A 15,071-nucleotide genomic window follows, 5' to 3' on the forward strand; every position below is an offset into this window, starting at 1 on the left:
TCCAGTCCCTGAGCGGGTACCAGACGACGCCGACGAGGGTAAACCGGCGTTCTGGCCCGCGTACCGCGTCGGTGACGAGCTTCACCGGCGGGCGGCGGCGCGGGCCGCCTGCAATGTCATCAGCAGCGTGCCGTGCCTGGTCTCGGCCTGCGCGTCGGCGGTGCCGCGGTCGATGCGGTGCCGCAGGAACGCCAGCTCCGTCACGGTCTCCTGGTAGGTCTTCACGGCGCGCGCGGCGTCCTCACCGGACTTGCGGCGCACCGCGCGCTGCCAGCTCCGGCGGCCGGGCAGGCTCGCCAGCAGCGACACCTCGCTCGCCGCGATCCACCTGTTCATCGCCATCGCGGGCAGCTGCTCGGCGACGATCCGCTGCTCGCGGCGGCGCTGCCAGACGACGAGCGTCAGCGTTCCGGCGAACACCGGCACCATGATCAGGAAGTACAGGTTGATGAAGTCGGACCCGGTGCCGACGGTCGTGGAGAAGTTCCACAGCGCGTGCAGCCCGATGGCCCCCAGGTAGCCGAGGACCGGAGCGAAGATCCGCACGTTGCGGCTGCTCGTGACGGCCGCGACACCGATGCCGATGCCGGTCATCGCGGTGAACAGCGGGTGCGCGAACGGCGACAGCACGCCGCGCAGGATGAACAACGCGATCACGCCGCCCTCGGCGTTGCCGAACCCGCTGCTCTCGAAGATCCGGCCGAAGTACCAGATGTTCTCGGTGAACGCGAAGCCCGCCGCGGTGATGCCCGCGTAGACCATGCCGTCGACGACACCGTCGTACTCGTGCCTGCGCCGCAGGTAGATCGCGAGCAGGAACACGCCCTTGGCGGTCTCCTCGATGATCGGCGCGCCGAAGATCGCCGCGAAGTCCCGCCCGTCGGTGTTCGTGATCAACGCGCCGAGCACCTGCGTGGTCTGGTTGAACACGAGGCTCGTGATCGTGGCACCGCACGCACCCCAGAGGAACGCGTACAGCAGCATCCGCCCCGGTTCCGGCTCCCAGCGGTCGATCCACAGGAAAGCGCTCACCACGAACGCGACCGGGATCAGCGCGGCGGCGGCACCGATCGCCACCGGCAGCAGGCCGAGCGAAGACGTGCCGAGCCCGAAGAGGACCAGTCCGCAGACGGCCAGCGCGACCAGCCCGACGACGGGGAGGAGGACCGTCCAGCGGCGTTGTTCGATGCGCTTGCGGGTTGGCGGCGTCGGCTCGTAGTCGGCGTCGTTCACGGGGGAACCTTAGAGGCACACTTGTCCGGTGCTCGACCGGGAAGCGGCTTGGCGATCAGCTCTTTACGGACCCGACGGGTTCTTCACCCGAGGTGAGCGGCCTTCCGACCACTTCAGGACGGCCCCGCTCATCGGTCCCGAGCTCGCATCCGCCCTGCTCGAACTGCTGGCGCGGGTCGACCGAGCGCTCGGGTCTCCGCCGGTCGTCGACTTCGTGGACGTCGGCGCGGGCGGCGGAGAGCTCGCGGCGGCCGTGCGCGCGCTGGCGACGGGCTCGCTCGGATCACGCCTTCAGGTGACAGCGGTGGACGTCGGGCCGCGGGTCGAGCTGCCGGGCGTGCGGTGGACGTCATCGGTGCCGTCCTGCATCGGCCTGCTGGTCGCGCACGAGTGGCTGGACGCGATTCCCTGCCCGGTGGTGCGGGGACCGTCCGACGACCCCTGGCTGGCCTCCTGGTGGCCGCTGGAGGCCGGCGGGTGGGCCGAGGTGGGTGCACCGCGTGACGAGGCGTGGACGTCCGCTGTGGCGGCGGTGACCGGCGCGGCGCTGGCGATCGACTACGGGCACACGATCGAGTGCCGGCGGCCGACGCTCACCGGGTACCGGGACGGGCGGCAGGTCGAGCCGGTGTTCGACGGCTCGTGCGACATCACCGCGCACGTCGCGTTCGACTCCGCCGCGGCGGCGGCCGGCGGCGATCACGTGCTGATCTCGCAACGGGACGCGCTGCCCGCACTCGGCCTGGCCGGCGACGTGCCGCCGCTGTCCGACCCGATGGCCTGGCTGTCCGCCACGGCGCGCGCGGGCCGGATCGCCGAACTGCGGGCCGTCGGCGGCCTGGGCGACTTCGGCTGGCTGCTGCACGCGACCGGCCCCGTGCGGGTCGCGGACCTGCTGCCGCCGCTGCCTGCGTGGCGTCCGAATCCCGCCAGCTTTCCGGGCCCGCGCTGAGCAGCCTGGAAGGCATGAGGATTCACGCGATTCCGGTTTCCGCCGCGATGGACGACCCCGGCCGCGAGCACCGCGACTCCGAGCCCGGCGTGCCGCTGCGGTGCTGTCTGCGCAAGTCGCTGCCCGGCGAGCCCGTGTGGCTGTTCCGCTACTCACCCTCGGCGGGCAAGGGCCCGTACGCCGAGGTCGGCCCGGTCTTCACGCACGTCACCTGCCCGACAGTCCCCCAGTCCGACGATCTCCCCGCAGAACTGCTGAACAACTCCCGCGTGCTGCGTGCCTACAACGCGGCCGGGCAGATCCACGACGGGCACGTCGTCGAGCCCGGATCGTTCGCTCGCGCGATCGAGGAGTCGTTCAACGATCCGGCCGTCGACAGCCTGCAGGTCCGCAGCCTGTCGCACGGCTGCTTCCTGTTCGCGATCAGCCGCTCGTAGCGGCCGTGAAACCATGTGCGGGTGAGTGACCAGATCACCGTCGGGGTGGGTGCGGGGGCGAAGTACCTGGGCGTCGACCAGGTGGTCGACCTGGGGCCGCTGCACCCCTCCGCGCACGGCGCGTACCGGCTGCGCCTGACGGTGTCCGGAGCCGACCCGGTGATCACCGAGGCCACCCCGCTCGTCGGCCACCTGCACCGCGGCGCCGAGAAGCTGTTCGAGGTGCGCGACTACCGCCAGGTGCTGACGCTCGCCAACCGGCACGACTGGCTGGCCGCGTTCTGCAACGAGCTGGCCGTCGCGCTGGCCGTGGAGCGGATGACCGGCATGGACGTGCCGCTGCGCGCCCAGTGGCTGCGCGCGCTGCTGTGCGAGCTGAACCGGCTGATGGCGCACATGGTGTTCCTGACCCCGCTCGCTCCCGCGGCCGCACAACACCGCGAGGCGATCCAGTCCGTCATGGAGGAGGCGTCCGGCGGCCGGATCCACTTCATGTTCAACCGCATCGGCGGCCTGCGCGAGGACGTCCCGGCAGGCTGGACGGACCGGGTCCGCCACGCGTTGTCGACGGTCGACGTCGACGCGCTCGCCATCGATGAGGGCCGCCTCGCCGGTCTGGGCGTCCTGTCCCGCGAGGCGGCGCTCGCGCACGGCGTGACCGGCCCGATCGGGCGGGCTTCCGGCGTGGACTTCGACCTGCGCCGCGACGACCCGCTGCCCGCCTACCGCGAGCTGGACGTGCGCCCGGTCGTCCGCACCGAGGGCGACGCGCTGGCCCGTGTGCGCTGCCTGCTCGACGAGGCGCGCCAGTCGATCCGGCTCGCCACCGACTGTCTCGCGAAGCTGCCGTCCGGGCCGGTGAACGTGCGGCTGCCCAAGGCCGTCAAGGCACCGGAGGGCTCGGTCTACACGTGGGTGGAGGCCCCGCTGGGGACGTCCGGCGTGCACCTGTCCTCGCGCGGCGAGAAGACCCCGTGGCGGCTGAAGCTGCGCACCCCGTCGTTCAACAACGTCCAGGCGCTGTCCGCGCTGCTGCCCGGCACGCGCGTGCGGGACCTGCCGCAGGTGCTCGGGTCGTTCGCCGTGGTCGTCGGCGACATCGACAAGTAGCCGGTCAGTCCTCGCGGCGGCGACGCCTGCGCGGCGCCTCACCGCCACCCAGCGACGCCAGCAGCTCGCTCACGGACTTGCCGTCCGCGTGCGCGCCGGACGGGTCGTCCACGGCCGCGCGACGGCCACCGCCGCCGGTCATCTCGGACGCGGTGAGACCGGACGCGACGCGACGGCCACCGGTCATCTCGCTGGCGGTCACCCGCCGCCCGCCGGTCATCTCGGACGCCGTCACCCGGCGGCCGCCCGTGCTCTCGGCGGCAGGGGCCTCAGGCGCCGCACGACGGCCCGTGCGCTCCGAGCTGGAGGACAGGTCGGGTGCGGCCCGGCGACCGGTGCGCTCGGAGCTGGAGGAGAGATCAGGGGCGGCACGACGGCCGGTCGGCTGGTCCGGGTCGATGGTCTCCCACGAACCGCTGCGCTGCGGCGCCTGCCGCTCGGCAGGACGCTCAGCGGGGCGCTCGGCCGGACGCTCGTCGGCACGGCGACGGCCCGCTGCGGGCGGCACCTGCGTGCGGGACTCGGCGGCCAGCGTCTCGCGGCTGATCATCTCGGTGCGCTCGGCGACCCGCGAACGGCGCTCGGCCGACCCGGGCAGCGGCTGGGACACCTGCGGGAGCGGCTGAGAGGCCTGCGGAGCGGGCTTGGCGGCCTGCGGCAGCGGCTGCGACGCCTGGGGCGCGGCGGCCGGCTGCTGCGGCGGCTTGGGCCGCTGCACGAACTCCGTGCGGTCGACCCGCTCGGTCCGCTGAGCCTGGGCCTGCAGCGGCTGGGACATCGGCTGGGACGGCTGGGCAGGGGCGAGCCGGGCCGCGACGTTCTCGGTCGTGCCGCGCGGCGCGATGCGCGGCTCAGCACCCTCGAAGCGGTTGGCGCGCGTCGGCGGTTCCGGCGTGGCGTTGATCGTGATCCGCTCCGGCTGGCCCATGGCCGCGCGGGCGGGCTCGGGACGGGCGACCCGCGTGGACGGCTGCGGCTCGCGGCGCTGCGGGTCCTGCTTGGGGGCCTCGCGGCGGGCGACAGCGGGCTGCGGGCGCGGCTGCGGCGCCGAACGCGTCGGCTCGGGGCGCGCGGGCTCGGGACGGGCGGCCTCGCGGCGCGGCTGCTGGATCTTCACCTCGTGCGCGACGCGTTCGATCAGCTCGGTGCGCTCGGACGGCTTCTCGGCCGGAATCTTCACGACCGGCTTCGACGTGCCCGCGGTGATGATCCGCTTGCTCTCACCGGTGGTCAGGCGGGACCCCTCGCCCAGCGACCGCAGGCGGGTCGACTCGGCGCGCAACGCGACGCGCTCGACGAGGACGTCACCGCCCAGCAGTGCTTCCAGGTTGTCCCGCAGCGCGCGGAGGTCGGCGCGCAGTGACTCGATGTCCCCTCGGGACTCCTCCTCGATCCGCTTGCGGGTCTCGGTCTCGATCTCCAGCTCGTACTCGCGCCTGGCCGCGACCTCGCGCTCCAGCTCGAGCTCGTAGACGGACTGGAGGTCCGCCACCTCGTCGTCGCGGTCGCTGACCTGTCTGCGGTACTTCGCGGCGAGGAACGCGCCCACCAGGGCGGCCCACAGAGCAGCGACCACGGCGAGCCGCAGCATCCGCGCGCTGTCGCTGAGCACGAGCACCGCGGCCGCCACGAGGGCGAGCGCCAGTGCAGCTACTAACAGCAATCGTCCGGAGCCACGACCGTGATCTTGTTGCTCGTCGTCGTACGACGCGCCGCCACCGGTCATGGGGTCTACGGTACCCCGTAGTTATCCGACTGAGACCTACGCATAGGTATCTAGTCCTTTCCCGGTGTCTCCGTAGGCGTCTTGCAGCAGTGCTCCAGCCACAGCGCGGCAGCCGTCAGAGCGAGCGCGGACAACAGTCCGACAACCCCGCTGACCAGGTCGTTCCCCGCGGCCTCGAACTCGTCGCGCACCGGGAAGACGTAGATCAGCAGTCCACTCCAGACGCCGGACATGATCGCGCCGAGAACCGAGGAGGCCTTCGCCAGCGCGACCGCGCGGGCCGCCGTCAGCGGCTGCACCGGACGGGCGCCTGCGCGGCGTTCGATCCTGGCGCGCAACGAGAACGCGAGCAGCGTCTCCACGATCGCGATCACGAAGAGTGTGCTTCCCGCCAGCAACGGCAAGGGCGGCAACGTGTCGTACGCGAGCCTGAGCAGCAGATGGGCCAGCAGACCTGCCACGACGGCGATGCCGACCAGGTCGCGCGACTTGGTGAACCTCACCTGTTCATCCAACCCGAAGCACGAGGTCGGTGCGGCGGTGCACGCCGTCCGCGCTGAACTCCAGCTGGTCCACCCGGCCGCGACCGGGCAGCACCGCGTCCGGATCGATGTCGAGCCATGGGATCAGGACGGTCGCGCGTTCGTGCGCACCGGGGTGCGGCAACAACAACACAGGATCATCCGATCGCACGTCGTCCACCGTCACGACGTCCACGTCCAGCGTGCGCGGGCCCCAGCGCAGCGTCCGCACCCGCCCGGAAGCGTCCTCGACGGCCTGTCCGCGGCGCAGCCAGCCCCGTTCGTCCACATCGGGCGATTCCACGACGAGCACGGCGTTGAGGAAGTCCGGCTGGTCCGTCACACCCCACGGCGCCGTCTCGTACACCGGGGACACGGCGACGAGCACGTCGGCGAAACCGTCGACCGCCTGCTGGAGGAAACCCAGCCGGTCGCCCATGTTCGAGCCGATCGACAGGACCGCCCTGCTCATCGGGCCAGTCGCCGGGAACGCCGGATCGTCACCGTCACGTCGTCGAACGACAGCGGGATCGGCGCGTTCGGCTTGTGGATCGTCACCTCGGTGGCGTGCAGGCGCTCGTCCTCCATGACCGCGTCGGCGATCCTGCCCGCGACCGTCTCGATGAGATCGCACGGCGGCCCGCTGACGATGTCCGCGGCGCGCTGCGCCAGCTCGCCGTAGTGGACGGTCTCCTTGAGATCGTCCGTCGCGGCCGCCTTGCCCAGGTCCAGCCACAGGGTGATGTCCACGACGAAGTCCTGCCCGTCGCGCTTCTCCTGCTCGTACACGCCGTGGTGGCCGAACACGCGCAGCCCGGTCACCGTGATGCGGTCAGCCACGGGTCCACGCCCCGGCGACCGCGACGGCGTCCAGGGACCTGTCCACGTCGTGCACGCGCACTCCCCACGCCCCGGCGAAGGCGGCCAGCGCCGACACGGCGGCGGTGGCGTCCTCGCGGCCGTCCGGTGCCCGCTCGCCGAGCAGCGTCCCGAGGAACCTCTTGCGGGACGCGCCGACGAGCACCGGGAAACCGATCGAGATCAGCTCGTCCAGCCGGTTGAGCAGCTGCCAGTTGTGCTCGGTCTTCTTCGCGAACCCCAGTCCTGGGTCGAGCACGATGTCGTCCTCCGACACACCCGCGCGCACCGCGGCGTCCACCCGCGCGAGCAGCTCCTCGCGAACGTCGGAGACGACGTCGTCGTAGGTGGCCAGCGAGTCCATCTCGGTGCTGTGGCCGCGCCAGTGCATCAGGATCCACGGGACTCCGGCCGACGCGACCACGGACGCCATGTCCGGGTCCGCGAGCCCGCCGGACACGTCGTTCACGATCGAGGCACCCGCCTCCAGCGCGGCCGAGGCCACCGAGGCGCGCATGGTGTCCACGGACACCGGAACGCCCTCCGCGACCAGCGCGCGGATCACCGGCACCACGCGTGCGATCTCGACGTCCGGGTCGACCCGGACCGCACCCGGCCGCGTCGACTCGCCGCCGACGTCGATCAGGTCGGCGCCGCGCTTGTGCATCGCGACGCCGTGCGCCACGGCGTCCGCCACGTCGAGGTAGCGGCCCCCGTCGGAGAACGAGTCCGGGGTGACGTTCAGCACGCCCATCACGACGCAGCGGGAGGGCCTGGGGAGGCTCATCGCAGGCGTCCGCGGATGAGCTCGATCGCCTCCGCACGCGACGAAGCCTGGCTGCGCAGCAACCCGCGCACGGCCGACGTGGTGGTGCGGGAGCCGGGCTTGCGCACGCCGCGCATGCCCATGCACAGGTGCTCGGCCTCGATGACGACGATGACGCCGCGCGGTTCGAGCCTGCGCACGAGCGCGTCGGCGACCTGCGACGTCAGCCGCTCCTGGACCTGCGGGCGCTTGGCGTAGAGGTCGACGAGCCGCGCGATCTTGGACAGGCCGGTGACCCGGCCGGCCTCGTTCGGGATGTACCCGACGTGCGCGACGCCGTGGAACGGCAGCAGGTGGTGCTCGCAGAAGCTGAACATCGGGATGTCGGTGACCAGGACGAGCTCCTCGTGGCTCTCGTCGAAGGTCCGCGCCAGCACGCTGTCCGGGTCCGTGTAGAGCCCTGCGAAGAGCTCTCGGTAGGCACGGGCCACCCGTGCGGGTGTCTCGCGCAGGCCTTCGCGCTCCGGGTCCTCACCGCACGCGAGCAGGAGCTCGCGGACGGCGGCCTCGGCGCGGGCGTGGTCGAACGTCCTCTGCGCGGCGACGCCGGCCTCCCCGTTGGGGGAAAGACCGGCGTCGACGTCTGTCCGCTCGCTCACTTGCGTTCGTCCGCGTCCGTGGGCTCGGGCTTCTTCGGCTCCCAGACGTTGCGCGTCTCGCCCGGCACCGTCGCCGGGGTCCATCCGGGCGGGGCGCCGTAGTTCGGCGGGCCCGACTGGTTGGCCGGCTGACCGGAGTTCGGGTGGTACGCGCCGTTCGAGCCGATGCCGTTGGTCGGAACCGCGGGCTCCACCGGTTCCGCCGCCGGTGCGTCCGGCTCGTCGTCGAGGTGGTCCTCGATGGCGGGCGGCCACGGCTCGCCGCGTTCCTTGGCGAGCTCACCGGGAGTCTTGATCGGCGGGATGTCCGACGGCGTGCGGTCACCGAAGTCGTTGAACTGGGTGATCCGCGGCCGCTTCTCGACCCGCGCGAAGATCCGCTCCAGCTCCTTCTGGTGGAGGGTCTCCTTCTCGATCAGCTCGAGCGTGAGGTCGTCGAGGACGTCGCGGTACGTGGTGAGCACCTCGTACGCCTCGGTGTGCGCGGCCTCGATGAGCTTGCGCACCTCCTCGTCGATCTCGTGCGCGACCTCGAGCGAGTAGTCCGCCTGACGTCCCGCCGAGCGGCCGAGGAACGGCTCACCCTGCTCCTGCCCGTACTTCACGGCGCCGAGCTTGGCGCTCATGCCGTACTCGGTGACCATCGCGCGGGCGATCTTGGTGGCCTGCTCGATGTCGTTGGACGCACCGGTCGTGGGCTCGTGGAAGACGAGCTCCTCGGCCGAGCGGCCGCCGAGCGCGAACACCAGTCTGGCGATCATCTCGGACCTGGTCATCAGGTCCTTGTCCTCCTCGGGCACGGACAGGGTGTGTCCACCCGTGCGGCCGCGGGCGAGGATCGTGACCTTGTAGACCGGGTCGATGTCCGGCATGGCCCACGCGGCCAGGGCGTGCCCGGCCTCGTGGTACGCGGTGATCTTCTTCTCCTTCTCGGAGATGATCCGGCTCTTGCGGGCCGGACCGCCGATCACGCGGTCCACCGACTCCTCCAGCGCGGCCGCCGTGATGACGTGACCGTTCTGGCGGGCGGTGAGCAGTGCCGCCTCGTTGATGACGTTCGCCAGGTCGGCGCCGGAGAACCCGACGGTGCGCTTGGCGAGCCCGTCGAGGTCGGCGGCGTTGTCGAGCGGCTTGCCCTTCGAGTGCACGCGCAGGATCTGCTTGCGACCCTTCAGGTCCGGTGCGGACACCGGGATCTGCCGGTCGAAGCGGCCGGGGCGCAGCAGTGCGGGGTCGAGGATGTCGGGCCGGTTCGTCGCCGCGATCAGGATGATCCCGCCGCGCGAGTCGAAGCCGTCCATCTCGACGAGCAGCTGGTTCAGCGTCTGCTCGCGCTCGTCGTGCCCGCCGCCGAGGCCGGCACCGCGGTGACGGCCGACGGCGTCGATCTCGTCGACGAAGATGATGCACGGCGCGTTCTGCTTGGCCTGCTCGAACAGGTCGCGGACGCGGGAGGCACCGACACCGACGAACATCTCGACGAAGTCCGAGCCGGAGATCGAGTAGAACGGCACGCCGGCCTCACCGGCGACGGCCCTCGCGAGCAGCGTCTTGCCGGTTCCGGGCGGCCCGTAGAGCAGGACGCCCTTCGGGATCTTCGCGCCGAGCGCCTGGTAGCGGCCGGGGTTCTGGAGGAAGTCCTTGATCTCCTCGAGCTCCTCGACGGCCTCCTCGGCACCCGCGACGTCCGAGAAGGTCGTCTTGGGCATGTCCTTCGAGAGCTGCTTGGCCTTGGACTTGCCGAAGTTGAGGACCCGGTTCCCGCCGCCCTGCGCGTTGTTCATCATCCACATGAGCAGCAGCAACAGCAGGCCCAGCGGGACGAGGTAGATCAAGATCTGCATCAGGACGGACTCCTGGCTGACCTTGGTCTCGACCGTGGGCTTGTTGCTGGCCTCGTCGAGGATGTTGAAGACCTCGTCGGTGGCGCTGGCGGGGAACTGCGTGATCAGCCGGTTGTGGCCGTCGACGTTCGCGCCGTCGACGAGGGTCAGCCGGAGACGCTGCTCCTTGTCCTCGAGCGTGGCTTCCTTGACCTTGCCCTCCCGCACCTGCTGAAGGGCTTGGGAAGTCTTGACCTGGTGGTAACCCCGTGAGTCGTCAAAGAGCACGGTGAAGACGAAGTAGAGCAGCAACACCGCAGCGATCCACAGCAGCGGGTTGCGAAGCAGGCGCTTGCGGTCCATGCATTTACGGCCGACGGGCGGCCTCGACCCTCCCTGACTTGCGTGTCGGGCGGTGGAGGACCCACCTCTCCCGCGTCCGGCCAGCCTACCGCCCGCTGGTCGGGTACTGAGCAACCAACGGCCGGGAGTGGACTGCGGTTCCCCGGCGTGACCACGGACACGGATGTTCCTAGTGTCTGGTTCACCCGGAATACGTTGGGCCGTCCAGACGAGTGACGCAGGTCACCCAGTCTCATTACGTTGGACGGTCACATGTCATCCTCAGTCACCCCCCAGTGTTTCCCCGCCCACTCGAAAGAGTGAACACGCTACTGAAGGTACGTAACCGAATGACAGCTCGTCACACGCCACCCGGCCTGTTCAGACGCGTCGCACTGCCCGCAGGGGCACTGCTCGGCGTGATCGCGGCCGCCGGCGTCACCGTGGTCGCGCTGCGCGCGACGAGCGGTGCCGACTGCCAGGGCGCGCTGCCTCTCAAGGTGGCCGTCACCCCAGCCGCCCTCGAGGTCGTCAACGCGGCCGCCGAGGACTACCAGCGAACACAGCCGGTCGTGAACGGCCGGTGCGTGCAGGTGCAGGTCGAGTCGCGCAACGCGGCGGACGTCGCGCACGAGCTGCCCACAGCTCAGATCAGCCCGCACTCGCTCTGGATCCCCGACTCCACGATGTGGGCCGCCGAGGCCCAGCGCCAGTCCGCCGAGACCGGTCCGGAAGCCCCGAAGCTCGACATCAAACCGTCTCTCGCGTCGTCACCACTGGTGCTCGCGGGGTCGCAGACGGCGATGAGCGCGCTCGGCCATCCGGTCCAGCCGGTGTCCTGGCAGAAGGTCCTCGACCCCAAGGTCGCCGTGTCGCTGTCCGACCCGACGATCACCTCCGAGGGCCTGGCCACGCTGTTCGTGATCAGGACCCTGCTCGGCAACCCGGACGGCTCCCCGAAGCCCGAGCTGGTCGGCGCGCTGCTGCGCGTCGGCCGCAGCGCCGTGCCATCCGTGCGCGACGCCTTCAGCAAGGTCACGACCGATGCCGACAAGGCGCCCGTCTTCGCGGCGTCCGAGCAGCAGGTCGTGTCCAACAACCATTCGATCGGCTCGAACTCGCAGGCCACGGTCTTCGGCGCCCCGCCGAAGGAGGGCACGCTGAGCTTCGACTTCCCGCTGGTGCGGGTGTCGCGGCCGTCCGAGCAGCCCGGCACCGGCGAGGCCGCGCAGGGCTTCGAGCGGGTCCTGCGCTCGAACGAGACGATCAAGCGCTTCTCCGATGCGGGCTTCCGCAACGTGGCAGGCGAGGCGCCGCAGGGCTGGACGAACGACAAGGACGGCGTCAAGGGCGACCAGGTCAAGATCATCGAGACCCCCAACGCCGACCAGGTGTCCGAACTGCTGCGCACGTGGGGTGCCATCAACCTCGACATGCGCATGCTCACCGTGTTCGACGTGTCCGGCTCGATGATCGAGAAGGGCGCCAACGGCAAGACCCGCGTGGAGGCGGCGACCGAGGCGGCGTTCACCGCTCTCGCGATGCTGCCGGACACCACGCAGATCGGGCTCTGGGCGTTCTCGACGGACAAGAAGCCGCCGAACGACTGGATCGAGCTGACCCCGATCGGGCCTCTCGGTGAACCGCTGCAGGGCGTTCCCCGGCGCAAGCGGCTCGAGGGTGGCGTCGGGCAGCTGAAAGCGCTGGTCGGTGGTGGTACCGCGTTGAACGACACGACGCTCGCCGCCTACCGGCACGTGCTGGCCGGGTACGACGCTTCCAAGGTCAACTCGGTCGTGCTGATGACCGACGGGCGCAACGACGACATCTCGTCGATCGACACCGCTTCGTTGATCGAGACGTTGAAGCGGGAGTCCGATCCCGCCAAGCCGGTGCCGGTCATCATGATCGGGCTCGGCCAGGAAGCCGACATGGAGTCGCTGAAGGCGATTTCCGCGGCGACCGGTGGCAAGGCTTACCAGGCTCTGCAGCCGGACGACATCCGCGGCGTCGTGCTCGACGCGTTGAGCCAGCGCCGCTGCCGCCCCAACTGCTAGCCGATCGCCATGAGGGGAGCTTTCCCAGCGTTGAGCGCTGGGAAAGCTCCCCTCATGGCATCAACGTTCAGTTGGAGTAGACCTTGGGGTCCAGGGTGCCGATGTACGGCAGGTCGCGGTAGCGCTCGGCGTAGTCGAGGCCGTAGCCGACGACGAACTCGTTGGGGATGTCGAACCCGACGTACTTGACCGGCACCTCGACCTTCACGGCGTCGGGCTTGCGCAGCAGCGTGCAGACCTCGAGCGAGCGCGGACGCCGCGACTGGAGGTTCTTCAGCAGCCACGACAGGGTCAGGCCGGAGTCGATGATGTCCTCGACGATGAGCACGTCGCGGTCGGCGATGTCGCGGTCCAGGTCCTTCAGGATGCGCACCACCCCCGACGAGGACGTGGACGAACCGTAGGAACTGACCGCCATGAACTCGAGCTGCACCGGCACGGGAAGTGCGCGGGCCAGGTCGGAAGTGAACATCACCGCGCCCTTGAGCACGGTGATCAGCACCAGGTCCGAGTCACCTTGTGGGTGATCGGCCGCGACCTGCTTGGCGAGTTCGGTGACCTTGTCGCTGATCTCCTGCTCGGTGATGAGCACGGATGCGATGTCGCCGTCGTACACGGACAGGTCCCCTCTGTTAAGGCTGAGCTGCGTCGACGACGAGCCTGCCATGCGAGCGCCGCGCGACAAAGCCGCCGGGCAGCCACACCGCGCCCTGGCCGCGCCACGCCGACACCAGCTCGTCGACACGCCGCAGGTGCGAGTCGGACAACTCGGGCACGCCTTCGTCGAGGAGCCACCGCCTGAGCACTCTGCGTCGCAGTGCGCTGGGAAGATCCTCGATCTCCACGACCTCGCAGCAGTCGCCTGCGAACGCGTCGGCCAGCGAGTCGAGTGCGTCACAGTCCTCGCGCAGCTGCGCGGCCGTGCGCGCCAACGCCTCCGCGACACCGCCCTGCAGGACCTCCTCCAGCAGCGGCAGCACCTCGGTCCGCAGCCGCACGCGCTGGAACGACGGGTCGGCGTTGTGCGGGTCCGCCCACGGCGTCAGCCCCTGCTCCGCGCACGCGGCAACGGTCGTCGCGCGCGTGACGCCGAGCAGCGGACGTCCCCACGGCGGGTCCACCGAGCGCATCCCGGCGATCGACCGCGGGCCGCTCCCCCGGCCCAGCCCCAGCAGCACGGTCTCGGCCTGGTCGTCGAGCGTGTGGCCGAGCAGCACGAGCCCGCTTTCCGGTCGCAGCGCGGCATAGCGGGCCTTGCGCGCCGCCGCCTCCGGGCCGCCGGTGCCGTCGACCCGCACGGTCAGGACGCGGGCGTCGAGGCCGAGCTCGGCGCACGTCCGCGCGGCGCTCGACGCGACCTGCGCCGAGCCCTCCTGCAGCTGGTGATCGACGATCAGCGCCCGCGCGCCGGGCACGAGACGCGCGGTCGCCGCGGCCAGTGCCAGTGAGTCGGCGCCGCCGGACACGGCGACGGCGAGCTCGTCCGGCTGGGCGGCGTCGAGGAAACGACGGACCGCGGTCCTGACCTCGGAGACGGGTCCGTTCACGGTGCGACGCGGCGCAGCCAGGTGATCGGTTCGGCGATCTCGGCGCGGGTCGGCAGCGTCTCGGCGGACGTCCAGATCGCGTTGAAGCCGTCCATGCCGACGCGGTCCACGACGTACTCGGTGAACGCCGCGCCCTCGGCGTACTGGCGGACCTTCGCCTCGACGCCGAGCAGCGTGCGCAGCACCCGGTCCAGCAGCCCGCCGCCCTTGCGGCGCGCGGTGAACCTGCTGCGGATCGTCGCGACGGACGGCACGACCGACGGGCCGACCGCGTCCATCACGTGGTCGGCGTGCCCTTCGAGCAAAGTGGACAGTGCGATCAGCCGGTCCAGCACCAGTTTCTGCTGCGGCGTCTGGACGAGCTCGATCAGTCCCATCGGGCCGTCGCCAGCGCGCAGCTTCTGCCGGAAGTCGCGGATGACGTCGCCGAGCGGCGCGCGTGCGGTGTCCATTGCGGACAGCAGCGACACGACCTGGTCGGCGAAGTACGGGCGCAGCCAGGGAACCCCGGTGAACTGCAGGCGGTGCGTGCACTCGTGCAGGCACACCCACATGCGGAAGTCGTCGGCGGGCACGTCGAGCGCCTGCTGCGCGCCGACGATGTTCGGCGCGACGAGCAGCAGCCGTCCGGCGAGCTGTTCGTTGGGGCTGAACGGGTCGTACTGGCCGAGCACCCGCGAACTGAGGAACGCGAGCACCACGCCCGCCTGCACACCAGCGGTCCCGGCGAGCACGCCGGCGAGCGGGCTGGCCGACCGCGGCAGCGCGGGTGCGGTCAGCGCCTCGAGTCCCTGCACGGCCGCGCGGACCCACGCGGGACGGTCGACGACCTCACCGGGCAGCAGCGGAAGTCCCTGACCGAGACCGGTCAGGTCGCGCACGTGCACCTCGGCGCTGGTGGCGAGTTCGCGCAGTCTGCCGACGACGTGGTCGGCCTCGTCGCGCGGTATCTGCGGTCCCGGCCGCACGAGCCGGACGGCCGTCGCCGCCGCGAGCTCCCAGTCAACCGGCCCGAGCTCGGCCTCCGTCGCCCCGTTCAC

The 15,071-nt window shown here is 71.0% G+C and carries 15 protein-coding genes; 4 read left to right on the forward strand and 11 right to left on the reverse strand.

The features are described from left to right. Positions 1 to 81: 81 nt before the first annotated feature. Entirely contained in the window at positions 82 to 1,233 is a 1,152-nt protein-coding gene (locus FKR81_RS14210; RefSeq protein WP_146352036.1) for a PrsW family intramembrane metalloprotease, read from the reverse strand. A 28-nt stretch (positions 1,234 to 1,261) separates the two neighbouring features. Here FKR81_RS14210 and FKR81_RS14215 point away from each other — a divergent pair, with 28 nt between their 5' ends. Genes FKR81_RS14215 through FKR81_RS14225 form a run of 3 tightly spaced genes read left to right on the forward strand, consistent with a single transcriptional unit; the run spans position 1,262 to position 3,732 of the window. Further along, positions 1,262 to 2,185 carry an SAM-dependent methyltransferase gene (locus FKR81_RS14215; RefSeq protein ID WP_146352038.1) on the forward strand — a complete coding sequence of 308 codons (924 nt, stop codon included), beginning with the start codon at positions 1,262 to 1,264 and terminating at the stop codon, positions 2,183 to 2,185. Between the two features lie 14 nt (positions 2,186 to 2,199). Beyond that, positions 2,200 to 2,622 carry a DUF1203 domain-containing protein gene (locus FKR81_RS14220; protein ID WP_146352040.1) on the forward strand — a complete coding sequence of 141 codons (423 nt, stop codon included), beginning with the start codon at positions 2,200 to 2,202 and terminating at the stop codon, positions 2,620 to 2,622. Positions 2,623 to 2,643: 21 nt separating this feature from the next. Continuing rightward, a complete protein-coding gene (locus FKR81_RS14225; protein ID WP_146352042.1) occupies positions 2,644 to 3,732 on the forward strand; it encodes an NADH-quinone oxidoreductase subunit D in 1,089 nt (362 codons plus the stop codon). Positions 3,733 to 3,736: 4 nt separating this feature from the next. Here FKR81_RS14225 and FKR81_RS14230 read toward each other — a convergent pair whose 3' ends face one another. From FKR81_RS14230 to ftsH, 7 genes are read right to left on the reverse strand one after another with little or no spacing between them, the layout of a single operon-like run. Next, positions 3,737 to 5,458, reverse strand: coding sequence for a DUF6779 domain-containing protein (locus FKR81_RS14230; RefSeq protein ID WP_146352044.1), 1,722 nt, complete (start codon positions 5,456 to 5,458; stop codon positions 3,737 to 3,739). A gap of 50 nt (positions 5,459 to 5,508) precedes the next feature. After that, positions 5,509 to 5,961 carry a DUF3180 domain-containing protein gene (locus FKR81_RS14235; protein ID WP_146352046.1) on the reverse strand — a complete coding sequence of 151 codons (453 nt, stop codon included), beginning with the start codon at positions 5,959 to 5,961 and terminating at the stop codon, positions 5,509 to 5,511. 4 nt (positions 5,962 to 5,965) lie between these two features. After that, entirely contained in the window at positions 5,966 to 6,451 is a 486-nt protein-coding gene (folK, locus tag FKR81_RS14240) for a 2-amino-4-hydroxy-6-hydroxymethyldihydropteridine diphosphokinase (RefSeq protein WP_146352048.1), read from the reverse strand. Continuing rightward, positions 6,448 to 6,819, reverse strand: a complete 372-nt coding sequence (gene folB, locus FKR81_RS14245; RefSeq protein WP_146352050.1) for a dihydroneopterin aldolase — start codon at positions 6,817 to 6,819, stop codon at positions 6,448 to 6,450. Before folB ends, folK begins: the two co-directional genes overlap by 4 nt. Further along, a complete protein-coding gene (gene folP, locus FKR81_RS14250; RefSeq protein WP_146352052.1) occupies positions 6,812 to 7,624 on the reverse strand; it encodes a dihydropteroate synthase in 813 nt (270 codons plus the stop codon). The genes folB and folP overlap by 8 nt, the downstream gene beginning before the upstream one ends. Further along, the gene (gene folE / locus FKR81_RS14255) at positions 7,621 to 8,262 is read right to left on the reverse strand and encodes a GTP cyclohydrolase I FolE (protein ID WP_146352054.1); all 642 of its coding nucleotides are present in this window, start codon (positions 8,260 to 8,262) and stop codon (positions 7,621 to 7,623) included. Before folE ends, folP begins: the two co-directional genes overlap by 4 nt. Further along, positions 8,259 to 10,448, reverse strand: a complete 2,190-nt coding sequence (ftsH, locus tag FKR81_RS14260) for an ATP-dependent zinc metalloprotease FtsH (protein WP_146352056.1) — start codon at positions 10,446 to 10,448, stop codon at positions 8,259 to 8,261. The genes folE and ftsH overlap by 4 nt, the downstream gene beginning before the upstream one ends. Before the next feature lie 329 nt (positions 10,449 to 10,777). Between ftsH and FKR81_RS14265 the strand changes: the two genes are divergently transcribed. Next, the gene (locus FKR81_RS14265) at positions 10,778 to 12,484 is read left to right on the forward strand and encodes a substrate-binding and VWA domain-containing protein (RefSeq protein WP_146352058.1); all 1,707 of its coding nucleotides are present in this window, start codon (positions 10,778 to 10,780) and stop codon (positions 12,482 to 12,484) included. 67 nt (positions 12,485 to 12,551) lie between these two features. Here the strand turns inward: FKR81_RS14265 and hpt are convergent, their stop codons facing one another. From hpt to FKR81_RS14280, 3 genes are read right to left on the reverse strand one after another with little or no spacing between them, the layout of a single operon-like run. Continuing rightward, on the reverse strand, positions 12,552 to 13,100 hold the full coding sequence (gene hpt / locus FKR81_RS14270) for a hypoxanthine phosphoribosyltransferase (RefSeq protein ID WP_146352059.1): 549 nt from the start codon (positions 13,098 to 13,100) through the stop codon (positions 12,552 to 12,554). A gap of 16 nt (positions 13,101 to 13,116) precedes the next feature. Continuing rightward, positions 13,117 to 14,031, reverse strand: coding sequence for a tRNA lysidine(34) synthetase TilS (gene tilS, locus FKR81_RS14275; RefSeq protein WP_146352060.1), 915 nt, complete (start codon positions 14,029 to 14,031; stop codon positions 13,117 to 13,119). Next, positions 14,028 to 15,071 (reverse strand): zinc-dependent metalloprotease, encoded by a 1,044-nt coding sequence (locus tag FKR81_RS14280; RefSeq protein ID WP_146352061.1) that lies wholly within the window; start codon positions 15,069 to 15,071, stop codon positions 14,028 to 14,030. Before FKR81_RS14280 ends, tilS begins: the two co-directional genes overlap by 4 nt.

It is taken from the genome of Lentzea tibetensis, from assembly GCF_007845675.1.
GTDB lineage: Bacteria > Actinomycetota > Actinomycetes > Mycobacteriales > Pseudonocardiaceae > Lentzea > Lentzea tibetensis.

Bases quoted from the DNA above. Each gene is read 5' to 3' on its own strand.
- FKR81_RS14220 (WP_146352040.1), top strand. From the start codon at position 2,200: ATGAGGATTCACGCGATTCCGGTTTCCGCCGCGATGGACGACCCCGGC.
- FKR81_RS14230 (WP_146352044.1), bottom strand. From the start codon at position 5,458: ATGACCGGTGGCGGCGCGTCGTACGACGACGAGCAACAAGATCACGGT.
- folK (WP_146352048.1), bottom strand. From the start codon at position 6,451: ATGAGCAGGGCGGTCCTGTCGATCGGCTCGAACATGGGCGACCGGCTG.
- folP (WP_146352052.1), bottom strand. From the start codon at position 7,624: ATGAGCCTCCCCAGGCCCTCCCGCTGCGTCGTGATGGGCGTGCTGAAC.
- ftsH (WP_146352056.1), bottom strand. From the start codon at position 10,448: ATGGACCGCAAGCGCCTGCTTCGCAACCCGCTGCTGTGGATCGCTGCG.
- FKR81_RS14265 (WP_146352058.1), top strand. From the start codon at position 10,778: ATGACAGCTCGTCACACGCCACCCGGCCTGTTCAGACGCGTCGCACTG.